We start from the raw sequence: 17,773 nt of genomic DNA, 5'->3' as shown, positions 1-17,773 counted from the left end.
CTTTGCCCTCATTGTGCAATGCCGATCAAATCGCCGTACCCTTCCTTATCCATATCGGCCAAAGGGACGAAACGTATCGAAGCGCTGTTGATACAATACCGTTTGCCGCCTTTGTCGGCGGGGCCGTCGTCAAACACATGACCCAGATGAATGTTGCCCGCGCGGCTCCTCACCTCGGTCCGTACCATGCCGTAGCTGTCGTCCTCCGCATACGTGACCACCTCAGGAATGATCGGCTTCGTGAAGCTGGGCCAGCCGCATCCGGCATCGTATTTATCCGCGCTGGAAAATAACGGTTCGCCCGTGGTCACGTCGACATAAATGCCCGGTTTGAACAAATCCCAGTATTCATTCGTAAAAGCGTGCTCCGTGTCCGCAAGCACGGCAACCTGATACTGCTCCTTCGTCAGCTTTTGCTTCAGCTCGGCATCGCTCGGTTTCGGATACTTGGCCGGGTCGATCTGAATCGGCTGATCCTTCAGGATGCCAAGATCGATATGGCAGTAACCGTCCGGATGCTTCTCCAAATAATCCTGATGATATTCCTCGGCCAAATAAAAATTGCTGAGCGGAAGCACCTCGGTTACGATCTTTTTCTCGTATTTGCCTTGTTCCCGGTCCACCCCCGCCTGGATAACGGATAAATCCTGCTGATTTTCATAGTAAATGCCGGTCCGGTACTGGATTCCCCGGTCATTGCCCTGCTTGTTCACGCTCGTCGGGTCGATGACTTTGAAATAATCGGCCACCAGCTCCGCAAGCGTTACGCGATTCGGATCATAAGCGACCTTGACCGTTTCGGCAAATCCCCGGTCCCCGCGGACCACATCTTCATAGCTCGGGTTCTCGCCGGTTCCGTTGGCATATCCGGACACAACGTCGCTCACTCCGTAAATGCGGGACATGTACGCTTCTATTCCCCAGAAGCAGCCGCCGGCCAAATAGATCGTGCGAAGCTCGCTTTTCGAATAATCTACATCCTTGTTCGGGTTAGGCAGAGCAGCCGTCGTGACTTTGCCGCCCGTTCCCGCGCCGCCCGCGGCAAACATGGCTTGACTATCGCTGACTAAATTATATGACGAACAAGCCGAAAGAAACAATAGCAGCGCGGCACCCATCCAAACTGCGAACAGTAATTTACGTTTCATCGTAATCCTCCTTGAGTTACGGATATCTTTGTTCTCAATGAATTGACTGAAAATTGGCCGTAATCGCTTCGTTGGCGTTATGGCCGGGAACCGTTTGCGCCAGTATCCCGTCCGAACCGATGTAGACCGACGTAGGATATCCCCTTACCCCGAATTTCTTGGCCCATGTCCCTCCGTCATCGAGCAGCACTTCAATATTGTCGTATCCGCGCTTGGAGAACCATGCGGCGAAATCGGCGGCGGATTGCTCGCCGTTATATCCGGGGCTCACGATCGTAAGCACCTTATAACCGTTGTCCTGACCGGACAGCTGATTCAGCTCGTCAAGTCCTGCCAAACAGATCGGGCACCAGGAGGCCCAAAATTTCACATATACCTTCTGCCCTTTCAACTCGGCCAAGGAGACGGTATTCCCCTTCAAGTCCTTTAGCTCAAACGCCGGCGCCGGCTGTCCGGGATTATTCGTACCGGCTGCGGTTCCGGCATTCGCCCTCATCTGCGCTTCCGGCCGGCCGGCGAACCCGAACCAGATCAGCGCCAGCAGCGCTGCGGTCGCTACACCCCAAATCCATTTTGATTTCATTCGTCTCATCCCGCTTCATCCTTTCCTATTATGAAAAATAAGCGACAAGCACATTAAGCTTGTTCGTCAACAGCAATAAGCCCATAAGCATCAGGACGATGCCGGAGGCCGCTTTCAGCGTACGCATATGCTTATATATGCCGCGCATTCGCGACAACAGCACGTCGGAAAACAGCGACAGCACGAGAAAAGGAACGGCAAGACCCAGCGCATACGTCAGCATGTATAGGACGCCTGCCGATAAGGTGCCGCCGGTGGCCGAAAGACTGATGACCGCAGCCAGAACCGGTCCGATGCAGGGCGTCCAGCCGAAGCTGAACGTGAAGCCGAGCAGAAAAGCTCCGAACAACCCCTGGCTGCGCCTCGCATCGGTGTGAAATCGCCTCTCGCGCTCCAGAAACGGCAACGAGACCGCCCCGGTCTGGTAGATGCCAAACAGAATCACTACGACGCCGCAGACGGCGATAAACCACGGACTGCCAAATACGCTGCCAAGCGCTCCCGCGCCGAAACCAAGCAATACGAACACGGTAGATAAGCCCAATATAAATAGCAGCGTCCTGCCGAACAATACAGGGGACGGGCCGTGCTTGCCGCCCGGCTCCGAGCTGCCGAGATAGGCCAGATAAACGGGCAGCAACGGTAAAATACACGGCGAAAAAAAAGACAACAGCCCTGCGGCAAATACGCTGCCGATATAAATAGGCTCTGTCATACGGTCACCTCCGGGTCGCGAATCGCTCTTTATTTCAAGGCGTACTACAATTGTAAAAAATCGAGGGAAAGTTTACCATCCAAGCTTATACGCATTTTCTATAAAATAATCAGATTTTAACACTGATGAATCGCAAAACGTTCCTTTAAGCGAAGAACCCCCCTGACCGCAATGTCAGGAGGGTTCCGTTATAAGGTTCTATTTGAAATGAAGTCTGCTGATTGCTTACTGCTTCTGTGCTTGCCGCGCTTCGACCTCAGCTTCATACAGCTTGTACAGCTTATCGAGCGCGCCTCTAATCACTTCCGCATCCTTCGATTCGACCGCTTTGCCCAGCTCGATTCTCCCTTGCAGTGTCAATCCGCTGCTCGCGGAGCGGAATTTGAGCCTGAAGCTGACCTACGGGGAACCGTCCGCAGAACGGATGACCGTGCATGCCGACCGGGAGAAAATGCTTCAAGCGCTGTTGAACGTCGTCGCCAACGCGACCAGACATGCAAGACGCAAGATCGAAATCCGCATCGCTGCGGAAAAAGATGGAGTCGTGATCAAGGTCGCCGACGATGGCGGGGGCATTTCCACAGGAGCTGCTTCCGCACTTGTTCCACCGTTTTGTTAAAGGCAAGGACGGCGAAAACGGACTGGGGCTGGCGATTTCGCGGGCGATCGTCGAGCGATGCGGCGGACGAATCGATTATTTTTTGGAATTCTTTAGGAAGGGAACATGACTTGCTGGAATATGCTGACGATATTCGTAAAAATCCACCTGGTGGCTGATTGATATCGTGGATATTGAGGAAATACGTCCTGACATTTTTTGCGTTCATGATCTATTTATAGATATTTCGGTGAACTTGGACGGCAGTTATCATGTTTTCGATATGGATGATTTTGAAACCGCTCTAAGCTTAGGCGTAATGACACGCGAGCAAACATCACGAAGTTTAAGGTCTTTTCACAGTATTTTGACTGAGCTCAATTCCAAAGCATTCCCTGATGAAATATTGAAACGTATAGAACAAAAGTATTTGTAGCAGGTAGAAAGCTTCACTCCATCACTTCGTCTTGCGGCCGATAAAGGCATAAGACAGCAGGCTTCCCCCGAGCAACACGATCGCCGTCACGACAAGCGATCTGTGCATCCCCTCGATAATCGATCCGCTGGAGCTTAGCATGGAGCCGGCCAGAGCGACGCCGACGGTCGCTCCCAGCTGGCGGCTTGAATTGAGCGCGCCGGAGGCGGTGCCGGTCTGGTCCTTGGATACGGAAGACATGACCGCGGCCATCATCGACGGAATCGTGAAGGATACTCCGAAGCCGATAAGCAATAGCCCTGCGCATATCAGCCCGTAGCCGTCCGCTGCGTCCGCCCTGCTTTCCAGCACGGTGCCCGCCGCTGTTAAGGCGAACCCCAGCGTCATCGGAAGGCGTGCCCCGATACGGCTGACAATACGGCCGGTCACCATCGGATTCAGCGCAAGCGGGATTGTGAGCGCAAGCAGCACGAGTCCTGTCGTATGAGCGGATAACCCGCGCGATTGCTGCAGGAACATGGGAACGACGAACAATACTCCCGACAATCCGATATTGATCGCAAGCCCCGCGACCATTCCGGCGGATACGGTTGCGCTCCTGAACAGCTTGAGCGGCAGCAGCGGCGATCTGCCCCGCGCTTGCGCGTACAGAAAGAGGATGATACAAGCGGCGGCAAAGCCGACAGTCCCGATAATGACGGGTGAACTCCATCCGTAATCATTTGCTTCCATAAGGGCGTAAGATAGCGCAGCAATCGCTGCTATCGCCGTCGTTTGCCCTGCGAGGTCGAAGCCTTGCTCCGGCTTGCGCTTCGTCTCGGTAATAAGCAGCATCGTCAAGATCAGGCTCAACACGGCGATCGGCACATTGATCAGAAACATACTGCGCCAGCCGAACGAATCTACCAGCAATCCCCCGACAACCGGTCCGGCGGCCATCGCCGCCCCGGTAACCGCCGCCCAGATTCCAAGCGCGCGGGCGCGTTCCGCGGGCCCGGGATACGTATGGCCTATCAGCGTAAGCGAGGCCGACATCAGCGCGGCTCCTCCGATCCCCAGGACACCGCGCATCCCGATCAGCACGCCAAGTGTCGGAGCGGCCGCACAACCGGCCGATGCCGCAAGAAATACGGCCAAACCGGCGGCGTACACTCGCTTCGCTCCCAGCTTGTCGGCCAGCGCCCCCATAGATAACAGAAGTCCTGCAAACACGATCGTATAGGCGTTGACGACCCATTGCAGCCCGGTCATGCCGCCGCCCAGATCGGAGCGAATGGCAGGCAAAGCTACATTGACGACCGTCGTATCCAGCAAAACCATAAAATACCCGAGCGAAAGCCCCAGCAGAAGCCATCCTTTGCCCTGCCTGCTGGTGCTATCGGATTGAATTACCTCTGCTTTTTCCATAAAAAAATCTCCCTTCGGACCTAATGGATAAGATTCGCTGTTGGTCCAAAGCGAGTGTATAATAAATCATATAATAGAATAAGATGAGAGTTTATCCTAGGAGTAGTACTCCTACCATGAGGAAGCGGATAATGTAAAGGAGGAATCGGTGAATGGAATCATCCCGCCAGGAGCGGCGGCAGGAGCTAGCTCAATTTCTTCGATCGCGTCGCGCCCGCTTGTCTCCCGAGCAAGCCGGTCTGTTTGCCGGCGGAAGGCGGCGCACTCCGGGGCTCCGGCGCGGCGAGGTCGCCCAGTTGTCCGGCGTCAGCGTGGATTGGTATACGTGGCTGGAGCAGGCCCGGGATATTCAAGTATCCTCGCAGGTGCTGGAAAGCATCGCACGAGCGCTGCAGCTCGATTCCAACGAACGCAGACATTTGTTTCTGCTGGCCCTGCAGCAGCTGCCTGCAGATGCGGCTCAGCCTGAGCACGAGATCAGCCCGACGCTGCAAAGCTTCCTTGATTTGCAAGGAGTAAGCCCGGCCTACGTATCCGATCAACGCTTGACTATCGTAGCGTGGAACCGGATGGCAAGCTTGATCTACGGAGACTATGCGTCCATGACGGAGCGCGAGCGGAACAGCGTGTGGCGCACATTCACCTCTCCTTACGTCCGGCAGCTGCTGCAGGACCGCTGGGAAGCGCACGCGCGCCATCGCTTGGCGCATTTTCGAGCCCTCTACGGGAAATTCGCCGGCGATCCGTGGTGGTTGGAGATGATCGGGGAGTTGAATAAAGTAAGTCCGGAGTTTCGGGATTGGTGGCCGCAGCATGACGTTCTGAACGGTCCCGAGGGAAGAAAAATCAATGTCCATCCGGCAGCGGGAAGGCTTGTTTTCGATCAAATCTCGTTTGCCGTCCTCGACGCGCCGCATTTGACCGCGACTATCAACATTCCTTCGCAGGAAGACGAGACGATCTCTAATCTGCAAAAGCTGATAAAAGCGTCTCTGCAGAACGATTAGGAGCTATCCTAAGACATGATGATTTATTCGCGGCCTGCGGTCGATAGAGCTTTTCACTTGCTGCTCCAACTCTCTATCGACTCTTCGGCCGCTTTTTCACCACACTTTTAAAAGTCATTTTCAGCTTCCACAAGGAAAATCCTTTGAGTGAAACCGCCTCTCTTGGCGGCCTTCTTCTCCCTTACCCGCTCGGCCTCTTCCATACGAATGCCCCGCAGATCCGCTAAGGCGCGAACGACTTCCAGCAGATCAGCCAGCTCTTCCACTGCCTGGGGCATCCCCTCCGCCGCTGCGAACTCCAATAATTCTTCATTCATTTTCCGGTACAGCTCCGCCGCGTAGCGCTGATCGTCCAGCACCTCATAGACGCACTTCCGCCCGCTCGATTCAATGATTTGCGGAATTTCATCTCGAACTAATTTACAATAGGCCGGCACAAGCTTCCCTCCCAAGGTCCATTCGTCTCATAATGACATTTCTATCATACAAGAACATTTGTTCCCTGGTCAAGATTGTGATTTCGCTCAATCACTAACCTGATCTACGCGGACAGCGACTTGGCTGTAATCGTCCCAAATTCCGTTTCCGGTAATTTCCGTAAGGTACGGAGTTCCTCCGCCTTCCGAACCGGCCTGCTCAGGGGTCGGCGGTCCTGTCAGACGCTGGTGAATGTGTGCATATCCCAATACTTCATGATTTGGCCCATAGAACGTCAACGTAATCTTATAGTCGTGAGACCCGGGAAGCTTGCCGCTGATCCATGCTTTGGCAACGGAGTAGCTCCCTGTATGCTGATGGCGAAGAATGCCGAGGATCACTTGCTCGTCCGGATCGCTCAGGTTAAATAGCGGCGGGAGCGGCAAGCTAATATATATCGGTATCGTATTTTGCAGAGTAGCCATAACGGCCGATGATACGTCCGCGTCAAGCGGAAGCAGCAGATTCGTCTCTATCTCGTCCCCCACGGTAGAAGGAACCGCATAGGGAACTTGAGCGATCAGGTCTCCGTACGGACTCCAGAAGCTCAGCTTTCCCGAGACGGGCATCTCTATGGGCCCGGGGTTGAATCTGCCGATAGACCAGGCGTCCTTCTGAACAACCAGTTTTCCCTTCGCAAAGGACCGTTCCCCCAGCTGCACGAAATGGATATCGGCTATTCTCATCAACGATCCGTAATCCGGGCTTACGGCATCCGGGAAAGGCTGCTCCTGCCCGGCTTCTTCCGCAGGCGCATCGATATGAACATTCGGATGGATCAGCCACATATCGCCGAGCCAAGTCGTTTCAATCTGAATCGCATAAAATCCCGAAGGGGATACGAACTCGGCCTTGGCATGCACCGTTTGCGGGGATAGCACCGCCTTATTCAGCGCCGCAGGATAAGGACGGTCGTAAAGCTTGTTCTCGCCTTCCAAGTTCAAATCCGCCGTAAACGGGCGAATGACGCCAAGCTTGCCGTTGTCCAGCTTAATCCACATCGCGCCCAGCCAGGTGGTCTGAATCTGCACCCAAGTCTCGCCTGACGCGCCGGCGAATCCGCCATCGCCGTACTGGGTGCCGATGACCTTGACATTCTGCGGGCTTAACGTGGATGAAGGCTCCAGCTTATCGTCCGGCTCGGAATAAAGCGGCGTTTCGTCGAGAAGACTTAGCGTTTCGGGCATTCCATCAGGTAAAACCGCCCCGGCCGATGCCGCCGGCGGCTGCGAGGGGGAGGCAATGGCGAAATTCGAAAAGCTAGCAAGCAGAAAAACGATACATAGCGCGATTTTTTTCATTTTTCTTCCCTCCAGTTTTTAGTTTTCGGCAATTCCCTCTTCATACTCTCTCTGCGACGGCGAAACCATAAATTTCCCTCTGCTTGATAATCCTTCCTTTCCTCAAAATATAGCTTACCTAATCTTATTTGTAAACGTTTATCCGCTATTTCGTATTACGAAAAACAGTATAAGTTTTTATGCTACGGAATGTCCCGGAGCCCGCGCCCTCATTGCGGCAGCTTGCGCTCCAGCCATGCCAAAAGCGGACGCAGCGTCTGCTCCATATTCGTGCAGCCCGCTTCATCCACATACGGAGAATGCGTGCGGAAATAGTCGGGATGGCTCCCGATCAGCGGGATGTCGGCGATTTCACCGGGTGGATACGCTCGGCGCCGCCAAATCTGAAGAAACCCTAACCGCCGTACCCAGCCGCCCCAGCGTCCTAACCGGGTCACCGGATCTCTTCTGCCTCCCGTTCCGACGGCAGACAGGAACAGCACGCGCTCCCGCAGCTCCGGCGGTATCGGACATTTGGGCGAACCGATCTGAACGACGAGCGGCGGCGAATACCCCGCCTTCTGCAGCTGCCCCGCCACTTGCACGGCGCTGACGCCTCCCCCGCTGTGTCCGATCAACAGCACGGTCCGCCCCGCCTCGGCCGCCTCAAAAATCCGCTCCTTCGCCGCACGTGCGCCGATCGAAGCCCATATGCGCTCCTGAATATCCGTCAGATCGCGGAAAATTGCGGCCAGCTGGCGCGTCACCCGCTGCGACCAATCGCCGAACGGATAGAGCGAATCCGTCTCCACCCTATACCCTCTGCTCTCCAGCTGCTGCGACAGCTCCTCCCGGAGCGGGTCCATAAATCCCGGCGCCGTGGCGATGCCTGCCAAAGTGAACAGTGCAATACTGATGTCCGTTTGCTTCAAATTCAATCGGCCTCCATCCAGAAACTGGTACCGTAAGACAGGCTTTTCCTCGCTGCCTTTATCATTTCTATTGTACACGCCGGTGCATTGTTCTAAAAGGAGAGAAAAACGCTTCGCCGATCGCGCCTGAAAAAAATACGCTTGACCTTCACCTTACGTCAACTTTTATGATCAGGGGGAACCATAACCAAATTCATTACAGGAGGAATTATCACTATGCCGAATCACGACCTCATTTATCAAGAACAAGCGGAAAAGTACGACCAGCTGATCTCCAAGCAGCTTAGCCTGCTCCCTTACGTCACGGAAATCAGAGACGTTCGCGGACTGGACATCGTCGATCTGGGAGCGGGTACGGGAAGATTCAGTTCCGTGCTCGCGCCTTATGCGCGCTCGGTCCTGGCTGTAGACCGGTCGGAAGCGATGCTTCAGATCGCTGCGCGAAAGCTGCGGGAGACGGCGGCTGGCTGCCGGTGGACGACCCGGACGGCGGCGGGCCATTCCGCGATACCGGCGGAGGACCGAAGCGCCGATCTGATCATCGCCGGCTGGACCGTATGCTATGCGGTAAACCGCCATGTCGCCGATTGGGAATCCAATCTGGAGACGATTATGGGCGAAATGAAGCGGGTCCTCCGTCCGGGAGGCACGATCATCATCTGGGAAACGATGGGCACCGGACATGAAACGCCCGAGCCTCCGGCCTTTTTGACTGAATATTACTCGCTGCTGGTTTCCAGGTACGGCTTCTCCCATCGCTGGGTCCGGACGGATTATCAATTCGAGAGTCTGGCTCAGGCGGAGGAGCTGGCGCAATTTTTCTTCGGAGACGATGTGGCAGAGCAGATTGCCCGGCATAACTGGGTTCGGCTGCCCGAATGCGCGGGTATGTGGTGGCTTCACTTATAGAAGTTTGTCCGGCGGAGTTACTTTTGTGCCGTGCTTTAGACAAGAAACAGAGGGGTCTTCCCCTGTCTTCCCCTCTGTCCTTGTCGTCCGCCTCAGCTTAAGCTCTCCCACCTCGCCCACAGTTCCCGCGGGTTCACCTCATAGATTTCCTGCTCCCGGAACAAAAATTGGTGCATAATAAATTCCCTGCGAATCGTAGCGAAATCGTCATGAAACCTTTTAATAAACTCATTGATTTCTTTCTCCGTATACTTCTTGCCCTGTTCCAAGCGGGACACCATATATTCCAGAACGATCAGCTTTTTCTTAAGCTGCGCGGGAACATGCTTCAGCTTGCCGTCCGCAGTGAAAAAGTTTTTGATAACGGAAGCAACAAGCCGTTCGTTATTGTTTTCCACGTCCTCCACCTCCTCCCTCTGCTTCGCATTTCGATAAATAAGCTCCGCCGTAGCTGAGGCGCTATGCTGAATAAAATAATGATTCAGGGAAAAATAGACGACGTTCTTCTCCCTTCTTTCGTTGATCAGCCCGGCTTCCCGCAGTTTGGCGCAATGATGGGTAATGGTCGCCGCCGATAAAAACAGCTTCTCCGCCAGCAGCAGCCCGTGCACTTCCCCTTCCGCCAGTAAAATTAAAATTTTGATCCGGGTCGGATCAGCCAATGCCTTATGATAATTGACGACTTTATCCAGCTGCATGCATCGATCGCCTCTCCTTCTTATTGTATAAGTCATAACATGTTGAACCGCTCTTCCAGATTCAGCCGACACCTCCGGCCGTTCTCGACGGACACCTAATTGTATATTTATCAAATTAGATAATTATATAATGTCTAATTATAACCAAACGGTCAACAATTTCCCCCTCATCCCTCCCATCCGGCAAAAAAATCTTATCCCGCTGTCGAAAATGTAAACTTTTTTGCATGCCTATTCGTCAAATATATACATCAACAAACGCCGTCAAAAACGGATGAAAGAAGGTTTATTGTCATGTTAACGCGATTTTTGACGGATAGAGGCAAGCATTGGATTGCCGGGGCCGCGTTTTGCGGTATGGCCGGCATGGCATGGCTCAGCTTTGCCCTAACGGAAAGCATGTTTTCTCTGCCCGGCGGCTCCGCGCCGATCGGCGCCCGGGATGCGATCCGTGAACCCGCGATATCCCCAGCCGGTTCCCTGAACGGGTCTGCGCCATCGTCAGCGGCTCTTTCGCCGTCGCACTCCGTCGGAACCGAACCGCCGGAAGCCAGGCATGCCCTGTATGCCGCCGCCGATACCAGCACCGCTGCCGGCCCGGTGCTGGGGCCCGTGCAGGCGAGCCCGCCGGCGTTCGCCGGGAAGGTGGCGCTTACGTTCGACGATGGGCCGGACGGCAAGTATACGCCGGCGATTTTGGATATTTTGCGGGAAAACGATGTGAAAGCGACTTTTTTCGTCGTCGGCACCCAAGTGAGCAAGTTTCCGGAGGTGCTCAAACGGATTCATGAAGAAGGCCATGCGATCGGCAATCATTCATGGGATCATGCGGATTTATCCAAGCTCTCTTCGGCCCGAATCCGCACGGAGCTCACGAAGACGGACGAATGGATCGAGAAGACGGTGGGATTCTCCCCTTCTTTGATCAGAGCGCCTTACGGGGCCGTCTCCGCTCTCGTCAAGAAGGAAGCCGAGCGATCCGAACGCCCCCTGATCGGCTGGAACGTAGACCCCCGCGATTGGGCTGGTACGGATTCCGAAGAGATTGTTCGCAACGTCAAGTCCCATACGAAGCCGGGCGGCATCATCCTGCTGCACAGCTTCGGGGGCAAGCAGGGAAAGCTGGACAACACCGTAGAGGCGCTTCCCGCCATCATCGCTTTTTTAAAAGAAAACGGCTACCAGCCGGTTACAGTTCCGGAATTGAAAGCGGACCGGTAATGCTTCGGATTACGGCTGCAAGCGGATCTTTATGCCGACAGGTCTTTCCCGATGCGGCCGGAAGCTGTAAACTAGAGTGAAGAAGAGTGCTTGCCGGGAAGTCTTTTATCTAGGGAAAATATTTTTTTGAACCTGAGTGGAGGGCTGATCGTCAAATAATTGAGGTGGCAGTGTTGGAATCCGATGTGAATTTTGAATATTTGAGGCATTTATCCGAAAGTTCCAATAAGAAGGCCATCCTGGAAGAGTTGATGGTCGCTTATGGCAAAGATGTATGGAATTACGCTTTTAGCATGACGCGCAAATGGGACCAGGCGGACGATATTACTCAAGAGGTTTTTATTAAGGTGTACCGCAACTTGTATACGTTCCGCAATGAATCTTCCGTCAAAACGTGGATTTTAACAATTACCCGCAACATGACGCTCGACTATCGGCGCTCGGCATTTTACCGGAAAGTTACATTAATGGACTTCCTCGCCCCCTCTGCCGAGTCCTCCTCCGCCGAACAGGCCGTCATCGACAAAATGGCGGTTAACGATCTGTGGAAGATGGTGCTCAGGCTGCCTGTCAAATACCGGGAGGTGCTCATCCTTTACGCACATTATCAATTATCGATGAAAGAAATGGCGCAAATATTGGGAGTGACCGAGGGAACGGTGAAATCACGTTTGTTTCATGCCCGCAAAAAAATGACGAAGTTAAAGGAGAGTCACAGTCATGGAGCCGATTGACGACGAGTTAAAGAAAGGGCTGGCCAGTGGACCGCTCACCCGCAACGGGTTCTCTGATACGCTGAAAAAACGGATCGGGGAACGCCTGGATGAACAGGATAACACTCCGCGCAAATGGCTGCCCTGGCTAGGCGGGATCAGCGCCGTTCTGGTCGCGGCGGCCGTGTTCTTGTCCGTCGATTGGCATTCCATGCTCGAACAAGGACCCGCCGGCGTACTCCGCGATAAGAACGGGGCGCTGGAAGCTTGGATTCCCCCTTTCTCCGGGACGGGTGAGGAAAACGTCAGCATTCATTCCGCCGTGCTGATCGGGCTGCGGACCGACCACCCTCAGGAGGGAGGCGCGGAGTACAGCACATACCGGACGCTGCTTTTGGCAGGCGATCAAGGCGAGCTGCAGAAGGTTGCCGAAGGGGACGGCATTCTGATGCCGTACAAAACCGACTTTATGAAAATCGTGCCGCAAAGTCTCGTCAGCTCTGGAGAAGAATCCCGGGTGCTAAGCGCATCGCTCGCTTCCGAGCTGAGCAAAGCGCGGAAGCTGGACCCGAAGCCTGCGGGACCGCTTGCGCTGTCGGAGAAGCTGCTCTTTGCCGGTAACCGCTATTTGTCCGTCGCGCAAACCGTGCGCCAGACCGTTCAAGGCAAGGAGACGCGTCATGAGTACGTATGGGTCAAGGAACTTCAGGACATTGCGCAGAACAAGGCCAGAACGCCGCTCGCCCCGGCCTCGGAGCCGCATGTTTCGATGAAAACATTGTACGGAAGCTCGATCCAATCCCGATTGCAGTTGTTAAACGCTTCCAAGCAATCTTCCGGCGGAAGCGCCGCTTCAGCGCCTATAGACGACACCGGCGATAGCTGGACGATCGTGCGCAAGCAGGGGCAATGGGTTCCCCAACTCGCTTCTTACAACAACCGGACGGACGGCAATATGTATCGCTACTTGCTCCAGGACGTCCCGATCACCCTGCCGGATTCGGTCGTTTCCTACGATCGGCTGTCGACCGACTGGAGCGAAATCCGGCGCATTCGGCCCGACGCGAAGGATGCCTTCTCGTCGCCGAATAACGAGCTGCTCGGCGTTGTAACCGACAGCGATATTACCGTCTATCCGTCCGAAGGACAGATAGCCCGCAAACCGCTGATGACACTGAGTCTCGCCCCGAACGAATCGGTCGTAATGCTTCAATGGGCCGTTAACGAGCCGTTTATCGAAATGTGGAAAGACAAAGGCAAGAAGCTGCTTGGTTATTGATTCGGATTCGAATCACTGCATGAAAGACGGGCTGCATTCTCCGTGAAGCGGAATATGCAGCCCGTTTTTACGATCATCCGTCGGTAGTTGGCAGCCAGTTGAACCGATTCTGTACTGCGTTGAGATGCGGATTACCGGGAAATCCGGAACGTATGGATTTCGAACGGCTTCGTGGAGAACGGTACCGCCACCTGTTCGTCGCGGACGTCTCTGCACCGATCGCACGAATATAATGTCCGAATGCCGCGTTCCAGCAAATCGGTCATTTCGACGGCTCCGACCCATGCGGGCAGCGACAGCGCCGTCTCCCGCTTCGTTCCTGTCCATTCCCGCAGCCTCAGGATGTAGCCGTTTCCGTCCTCGGCTATTTTAAAGCACACTACGGCAAATCCGTCCAAGCCGTTCGGAAGAAGCTCCACAGCATCCATCGCCGCCGTTTCGGCGGGGAGCGTCAGCACAGGGCTCATCGTCTCCTGCGCCGTCCTCCATACGCACGCATCCGCCCAATCGCCTTGATGCGGCACTAAGCGGAATCGGTACGTTAAATCGCCGCCCGTCCATTGCGGAAAATTCGTGCCCCACCAATTGTTGAACAAATTAAAATGAATTTCCGGCTTTTCCGGCTTATAATCCGGCTCATAATCCCACATGCCGTTCCTGCCGATAAAGCATAACGGCGAATCGAGCGGGATGATCGCCATGCCGGCGGAGCCGTTCGAGACATCGAGAAAATATTCGCAGCAATTCAGCAACGTACCGGAAGCGGCCACCACATCGCGGCACGGGTCCACGACGCTGCCCAGCTTGTTCACTCTAAACTGCGGGCGATCGAGCTTCAGCGGGAAAATGAGCTGCCCGGATTCGGCCAAAGGCGTCTCGACTTTTCCGTTCAAGCGCCATTCCATATCGATATGCGGCTCGTCGGTCAACGCGATGCTCCATACGACTTCCGCCGCATTCCCGTATTCGGTCAAAGAAACGGCCGGCGTTCCCGCGATCACTTCGATCCGTATGCGGCCCTGCTCCTCAATAAGCCGCGACATGCGGACCTCCGTGCCGAAGACAAGCCGCTTCTGCTGCTCGGGATACCCCGTCTTGCCGAAATCATGCACTCCCCAGTCGTAATACCGGTAAGCGTATTTTTTCAAATAACGGGTAATTTCCTTGTTGGAGTAAATATTGTATTCATACTGTCCGAATCCGTAATCGGCATTCGGCTCGATCCATTCTTTGCCCAGTCTCTTATCCCACAGCTTCGTAATCCACCCGCCGCAGCGGTTGACGGAAACCGTAAAATAACGGTTTTCCATAACGATCTCCGTCTCGGTCACACTTCCGCGCAGCCCGCTATCGTTATCCTTCATCTCGCCGTTTACAGGCCCGTTCTCCCGCTTAACGCGGACGATGGTCTTGTAACCGAGCGCCGGGAGCTCCTTCACCAGCACGTGGAGTCCGCTGCCGGAAGCTCGGAGCTGGAGCGGTTCGCCGCTCGAACCGTCCACCCACACTTCATCCTCGTCCGGACGGTGCTCCCCATCGAGCGCCACATAGCCGTCCCTCATCCATCCGGTATGATTATATACACGGAGGCTGCTGCCCGTCATTGTCCCGCAGGCGCAGGCTTGCGCCAGTTCCTCATCGCAGCCGGCTGCCGTCAGCATCTCCGCCGCATGGCCGGCATCAGGCGCCGCTTCCGCATGGCCGGGACGCTGCGCCGCCTCCCTGCTCCCCGGCCGCAAAGCGTGCGCCGCTTCCTCCAGATGACGCTCGGCATGGCGCAAATAATCCGCCTGCTCCCGCCACGACTGTTCCATTAAGCGATAACGCTCGCTCTGCTTATCCTTCAGAAACGACGCTTTCTCGTACGTTCTCGGAAACAAAAACGATTTGCAATCCATCCCCCACGTATGCTCGCCGAACAGCAGCGTCTGTTCGTAGCTGCCGCGTATTTGGGCTGCAGCTTCCTCCAGATTGCCGCCGTCGCCCGAACAGTGCCGGATGGCGGCGGCGCTCTCCATAGCCGTCGTGCGGCCCCGAAGCTCTCTTGCTTTGGCCACCTCCTTGGGCGCCGTGCCGACGCCATGAATCCAGGAGTCGGCCAAATCTCCTCTTATGACCGGCAGAAGAGGCTCATAAGACAAGAAATCTGCGGCAAAATCCGCCAGACTGCCGACATGCAGCTCCGCCTTCGAGCCCGCATTCGCAATCGAAGCTTTCATCTCCTCAATTATGGACGCTTCATGAGGCCCATGGTTGTCATTCGTTTGAATCATCGCCAGCCATACCGGATAGTCCCAATCTTCAGGAGGCAAAATCCCCGTGCCGTACGCTCCCTTGGAATAAAAGGTAAGCAGGCGCTCGCCGTCGGGCCCTTCCCAATAAAATACGGGCGGCACGTCGGGAGGCGTAGACGCCGGATTGCAGCCTAAGTGAAGCAGCTTCACGCCGGCTTTTTTCAACAAGGACGGAACGCTCCATGTATGACCCGGAACATCCGTCATCTTCGCATCCTCAGGATCGTAACCGAACTGTTCGGTTAACGCACGGGACACGTACATTCCGCGAATCCACTCCTCCAAACCGCAAAATTCGGTATGCGTCGTAAAAGGCAGCTTATGCCAGATCAACTGCCTCGCCCGAATCAGCTCCTGCGCCCTAAGCTTGTCTTCCTCACGGCTCCCTTCCAAAGATTGCGCAAGCGGCCAAGCCGACATCGTCCATACGTAACGCTCATGCGGGTCGTTTTGCCCCGTTTGTTCGCAAATTTGAATGACATCCTCCAGCATCTCCGTCCTGTAGCTATGGACGACGTCCGAAGCCAAACCGGTAAAGCCGATATCAAAATGCGTCTTGAAAACAACGTAAATTTTATTCACTTTCGTGTTCATAGTCTTAGCTCTCCTTTGACTATCGTTATATGAGTCCATGGTTCCGCCCTGTTCCTTGCGAAAGGCTGCCTGCGCGATCCGCAAGCCTATGTACGTCACGATATTGGTCAAGGCGGCAAACCACAACTGCACTATTTGAAGATGTTCAAAATCGTGGCAAATTGTACGCGTCCTGCGGTCGATAGAAGTTTCCGCACGCTGGCCCTACGGATTCCTTTATTCTTTGAGCCTCTGATTCGGAAAAAAGCTTCGTTTACAAAAGCGACTGCTGCCGCTGTTCCCAAGCTCTCCGGCCGCTTTCTCACCAACCCTTTAGTAACCGCTTACATTCAATTCAAGAACCTGCTGCTCACTGAACCTTGCTGTAACAGCAAAGCATTTGTTGAACCTGAACACATACGCGCCGAGCATTCTTGACGAGGGTCAGCATTGCAGCCTAGATCAAGCCGGATATCCATTAAACCGGTTTAATTCAAGCGTATGCAGCAACCGATCGTTAAACCGGTTTAATTATCCTTTTGCGTAAAGTATACCTAACCGCTCGCTTTCTTGCAACGACTATTTTGCGTGAAAACCGTGTATCCCTGTCCCCTTCGGCCGTGTTTCTTCTAAACAAAAGCCGTGCATCCAGGTTGTTGAGGCATTCAGCAGGAAGCTGCGGCGACCGCCATACGGAAATGCCTTTCGATCACCGTTGCCCGCTCGATTTCTTAATCGTCGCCCCAGCAAATACGTCTGTGCATTTGCGCTCTTACTGATCGTTTCCGCTCGCTTCCTCTTCCTTTTCACCATGCTCCCGAAAAGATTCCGCCGATCCGGCTTCCTGTTTTGTTCTCCAGCTTCGATGGACAGACCATATGATGATGCCTGCTGTAAACAAACATCCCCCCAAAGCCGTCAAATACAAAAATGCAACCCATATTTGATGAAGATCCGGCCCATTGCCGATAGGCCCTACCCGCGGACGCTGCGCGACCACATAGTAAACGATCGCCGCAATCATCGCGAGAACTCCGGCAGCCATCATCACCATCGGTCTCCGCTTATGATACTGAGCCGGACGGGTTAACAATATGCTGAACTCCAGCAATATCCACAGCAAAACAGTGCATGCCGGAATAATCATTCATCTGCCCCCTCTTCACAGATACTGCTTACAGTTGTTCATCGGCGTTCCACAACACCCCATCATCAAGGTCATGACGGCTCCGTGGGTGCCAATCCGCGTTAGACTCCCCTCGCGGCAAAGCAAAGCTTGAATCGGGAATCTTCAAAAAAGATCATTTTTTTCCGAAACGTTGCGCCAACTCCTGAATTGTCAGAATCGCTCGCCGATATGGACTTGATACGAAAACATCGATCTTTTCGGCTTTCAATAACTCGGTAACTCGATGTGCGTCCGCTTTCCCTTGATCGGTAGCCCCCTTGTTCTTTTACTCCCTTCCTCCTTCGGTGATTCCCCGTGTCTAGGGACCCGCGCAT

General features: G+C 54.5%; 19 protein-coding genes and 1 pseudogene. 8 read left to right on the top strand and 12 right to left on the bottom strand.

Annotation, left to right across the window (positions count from 1 at the left end):
• Positions 1-8: 8 nt before the first annotated feature.
• From msrB to N0M98_RS09940, 4 genes are all read right to left on the bottom strand, one after another.
• A complete protein-coding gene (gene msrB, locus N0M98_RS09955) occupies positions 9-1,148 on the bottom strand; it encodes a peptide-methionine (R)-S-oxide reductase MsrB (protein WP_249862958.1) in 1,140 nt (379 codons plus the stop codon).
• Between the two features lie 34 nt (positions 1,149-1,182).
• Positions 1,183-1,731, bottom strand: a complete 549-nt coding sequence (locus N0M98_RS09950; RefSeq protein WP_249862957.1) for a TlpA family protein disulfide reductase — start codon at positions 1,729-1,731, stop codon at positions 1,183-1,185.
• Between the two features lie 28 nt (positions 1,732-1,759).
• Positions 1,760-2,446, bottom strand: coding sequence for a cytochrome c biogenesis CcdA family protein (locus tag N0M98_RS09945; protein WP_249862956.1), 687 nt, complete (start codon positions 2,444-2,446; stop codon positions 1,760-1,762).
• A 225-nt stretch (positions 2,447-2,671) separates the two neighbouring features.
• Positions 2,672-2,806, bottom strand: a complete 135-nt coding sequence (locus tag N0M98_RS09940) for a hypothetical protein (RefSeq protein WP_259617742.1) — start codon at positions 2,804-2,806, stop codon at positions 2,672-2,674.
• A gap of 22 nt (positions 2,807-2,828) precedes the next feature.
• Between N0M98_RS09940 and N0M98_RS09935 the strand changes: the two genes are divergently transcribed.
• The 3 genes from N0M98_RS09935 to N0M98_RS34025 are packed head-to-tail and all read left to right on the top strand — an operon-like array spanning position 2,829 to position 3,480.
• Positions 2,829-3,065, top strand: coding sequence for an ATP-binding protein (locus N0M98_RS09935; protein WP_249862955.1), 237 nt, complete (start codon positions 2,829-2,831; stop codon positions 3,063-3,065).
• Positions 3,010-3,174 (top strand): ATP-binding protein, encoded by a 165-nt coding sequence (locus tag N0M98_RS33860; protein ID WP_375295467.1) that lies wholly within the window; start codon positions 3,010-3,012, stop codon positions 3,172-3,174. Before N0M98_RS09935 ends, N0M98_RS33860 begins: the two co-directional genes overlap by 56 nt.
• Positions 3,175-3,219: 45 nt before the next feature.
• The gene (locus tag N0M98_RS34025; protein WP_510823207.1) at positions 3,220-3,480 is read left to right on the top strand and encodes a DUF402 domain-containing protein; all 261 of its coding nucleotides are present in this window, start codon (positions 3,220-3,222) and stop codon (positions 3,478-3,480) included.
• Between the two features lie 21 nt (positions 3,481-3,501).
• On the opposite strand, the gene N0M98_RS09930 is transcribed toward N0M98_RS34025, so the two are convergent.
• Entirely contained in the window at positions 3,502-4,887 is a 1,386-nt protein-coding gene (locus tag N0M98_RS09930; protein ID WP_249862954.1) for an MFS transporter, read from the bottom strand.
• Between the two features lie 152 nt (positions 4,888-5,039).
• On the opposite strand from N0M98_RS09930, the gene N0M98_RS09925 reads away from it, so the two are divergent.
• Positions 5,040-5,894, top strand: a complete 855-nt coding sequence (locus N0M98_RS09925) for a helix-turn-helix transcriptional regulator (RefSeq protein WP_249862953.1) — start codon at positions 5,040-5,042, stop codon at positions 5,892-5,894.
• A gap of 107 nt (positions 5,895-6,001) precedes the next feature.
• On the opposite strand, the gene N0M98_RS09920 is transcribed toward N0M98_RS09925, so the two are convergent.
• The 3 genes from N0M98_RS09920 to N0M98_RS09910 form a co-directional block, all read right to left on the bottom strand.
• Positions 6,002-6,331, bottom strand: coding sequence for a nucleoside triphosphate pyrophosphohydrolase (locus N0M98_RS09920; RefSeq protein WP_259617741.1), 330 nt, complete (start codon positions 6,329-6,331; stop codon positions 6,002-6,004).
• Between the two features lie 87 nt (positions 6,332-6,418).
• On the bottom strand, positions 6,419-7,672 hold the full coding sequence (locus N0M98_RS09915; protein ID WP_249862951.1) for a hypothetical protein: 1,254 nt from the start codon (positions 7,670-7,672) through the stop codon (positions 6,419-6,421).
• Positions 7,673-7,881: 209 nt separating this feature from the next.
• Positions 7,882-8,583, bottom strand: a complete 702-nt coding sequence (locus N0M98_RS09910; protein WP_259617740.1) for a hypothetical protein — start codon at positions 8,581-8,583, stop codon at positions 7,882-7,884.
• Positions 8,584-8,799: 216 nt separating this feature from the next.
• Between N0M98_RS09910 and N0M98_RS09905 the strand changes: the two genes are divergently transcribed.
• Positions 8,800-9,492 carry a class I SAM-dependent methyltransferase gene (locus N0M98_RS09905; RefSeq protein WP_249862949.1) on the top strand — a complete coding sequence of 231 codons (693 nt, stop codon included), beginning with the start codon at positions 8,800-8,802 and terminating at the stop codon, positions 9,490-9,492.
• Between the two features lie 92 nt (positions 9,493-9,584).
• Here N0M98_RS09905 and N0M98_RS09900 read toward each other — a convergent pair whose 3' ends face one another.
• Positions 9,585-10,190, bottom strand: a complete 606-nt coding sequence (locus N0M98_RS09900; protein ID WP_249862948.1) for a DUF2087 domain-containing protein — start codon at positions 10,188-10,190, stop codon at positions 9,585-9,587.
• A gap of 294 nt (positions 10,191-10,484) precedes the next feature.
• Here N0M98_RS09900 and N0M98_RS09895 point away from each other — a divergent pair, with 294 nt between their 5' ends.
• The 3 genes from N0M98_RS09895 (at position 10,485) to N0M98_RS09885 (ending at position 13,403) form a co-directional block, all read left to right on the top strand.
• Complete coding sequence (locus N0M98_RS09895) at positions 10,485-11,411, top strand: polysaccharide deacetylase family protein (RefSeq protein WP_259617739.1); 927 nt, start codon at positions 10,485-10,487, stop codon at positions 11,409-11,411.
• 173 nt (positions 11,412-11,584) lie between these two features.
• On the top strand, positions 11,585-12,145 hold the full coding sequence (locus tag N0M98_RS09890; RefSeq protein ID WP_259617738.1) for an RNA polymerase sigma factor: 561 nt from the start codon (positions 11,585-11,587) through the stop codon (positions 12,143-12,145).
• Positions 12,132-13,403 (top strand): hypothetical protein, encoded by a 1,272-nt coding sequence (locus N0M98_RS09885; protein WP_249862945.1) that lies wholly within the window; start codon positions 12,132-12,134, stop codon positions 13,401-13,403. The genes N0M98_RS09890 and N0M98_RS09885 overlap by 14 nt, the downstream gene beginning before the upstream one ends.
• 131 nt (positions 13,404-13,534) lie before the next feature.
• Here N0M98_RS09885 and N0M98_RS09880 read toward each other — a convergent pair whose 3' ends face one another.
• From N0M98_RS09880 to N0M98_RS09870, 3 genes and pseudogenes are all read right to left on the bottom strand, one after another.
• The gene (locus tag N0M98_RS09880; protein WP_259617737.1) at positions 13,535-16,291 is read right to left on the bottom strand and encodes a DUF5054 domain-containing protein; all 2,757 of its coding nucleotides are present in this window, start codon (positions 16,289-16,291) and stop codon (positions 13,535-13,537) included.
• A gap of 751 nt (positions 16,292-17,042) precedes the next feature.
• The gene (locus N0M98_RS09875; protein ID WP_259617736.1) at positions 17,043-17,417 is read right to left on the bottom strand and encodes a hypothetical protein; all 375 of its coding nucleotides are present in this window, start codon (positions 17,415-17,417) and stop codon (positions 17,043-17,045) included.
• Positions 17,418-17,574: 157 nt separating this feature from the next.
• A pseudogene (locus N0M98_RS09870) lies at positions 17,575-17,759 on the bottom strand (histidine phosphatase family protein); the annotation flags it as partial.
• Positions 17,760-17,773: the final 14 nt, after the last annotated feature.

The sequence above is a fragment of the Paenibacillus doosanensis genome (assembly GCF_025060755.1).
In the GTDB taxonomy this organism is placed as follows: domain Bacteria; phylum Bacillota; class Bacilli; order Paenibacillales; family NBRC-103111; genus Paenibacillus_S; species Paenibacillus_S doosanensis.
The sequence above is the reverse complement of the archived record's forward strand: the minus strand, read 5'-3'. Positions and strand labels throughout refer to the sequence as shown.

Coding starts and splice junctions, on each gene's coding strand:
- msrB (WP_249862958.1), bottom strand. CDS start 1,148: ATGAAACGTAAATTACTGTTCGCAGTTTGGATGGGTGCCGCGCTGCTA.
- N0M98_RS09950 (WP_249862957.1), bottom strand. CDS start 1,731: ATGAAATCAAAATGGATTTGGGGTGTAGCGACCGCAGCGCTGCTGGCG.
- N0M98_RS09945 (WP_249862956.1), bottom strand. CDS start 2,446: ATGACAGAGCCTATTTATATCGGCAGCGTATTTGCCGCAGGGCTGTTG.
- N0M98_RS33860 (WP_375295467.1), top strand. CDS start 3,010: ATGGCGGGGGCATTTCCACAGGAGCTGCTTCCGCACTTGTTCCACCGT.
- N0M98_RS09930 (WP_249862954.1), bottom strand. CDS start 4,887: ATGGAAAAAGCAGAGGTAATTCAATCCGATAGCACCAGCAGGCAGGGC.
- N0M98_RS09925 (WP_249862953.1), top strand. CDS start 5,040: ATGGAATCATCCCGCCAGGAGCGGCGGCAGGAGCTAGCTCAATTTCTT.
- N0M98_RS09915 (WP_249862951.1), bottom strand. CDS start 7,672: ATGAAAAAAATCGCGCTATGTATCGTTTTTCTGCTTGCTAGCTTTTCG.
- N0M98_RS09905 (WP_249862949.1), top strand. CDS start 8,800: ATGCCGAATCACGACCTCATTTATCAAGAACAAGCGGAAAAGTACGAC.
- N0M98_RS09900 (WP_249862948.1), bottom strand. CDS start 10,190: ATGCAGCTGGATAAAGTCGTCAATTATCATAAGGCATTGGCTGATCCG.
- N0M98_RS09895 (WP_259617739.1), top strand. CDS start 10,485: ATGTTAACGCGATTTTTGACGGATAGAGGCAAGCATTGGATTGCCGGG.
- N0M98_RS09885 (WP_249862945.1), top strand. CDS start 12,132: ATGGAGCCGATTGACGACGAGTTAAAGAAAGGGCTGGCCAGTGGACCG.
- N0M98_RS09880 (WP_259617737.1), bottom strand. CDS start 16,291: ATGAACACGAAAGTGAATAAAATTTACGTTGTTTTCAAGACGCATTTT.
- N0M98_RS09875 (WP_259617736.1), bottom strand. CDS start 17,417: ATGATTATTCCGGCATGCACTGTTTTGCTGTGGATATTGCTGGAGTTC.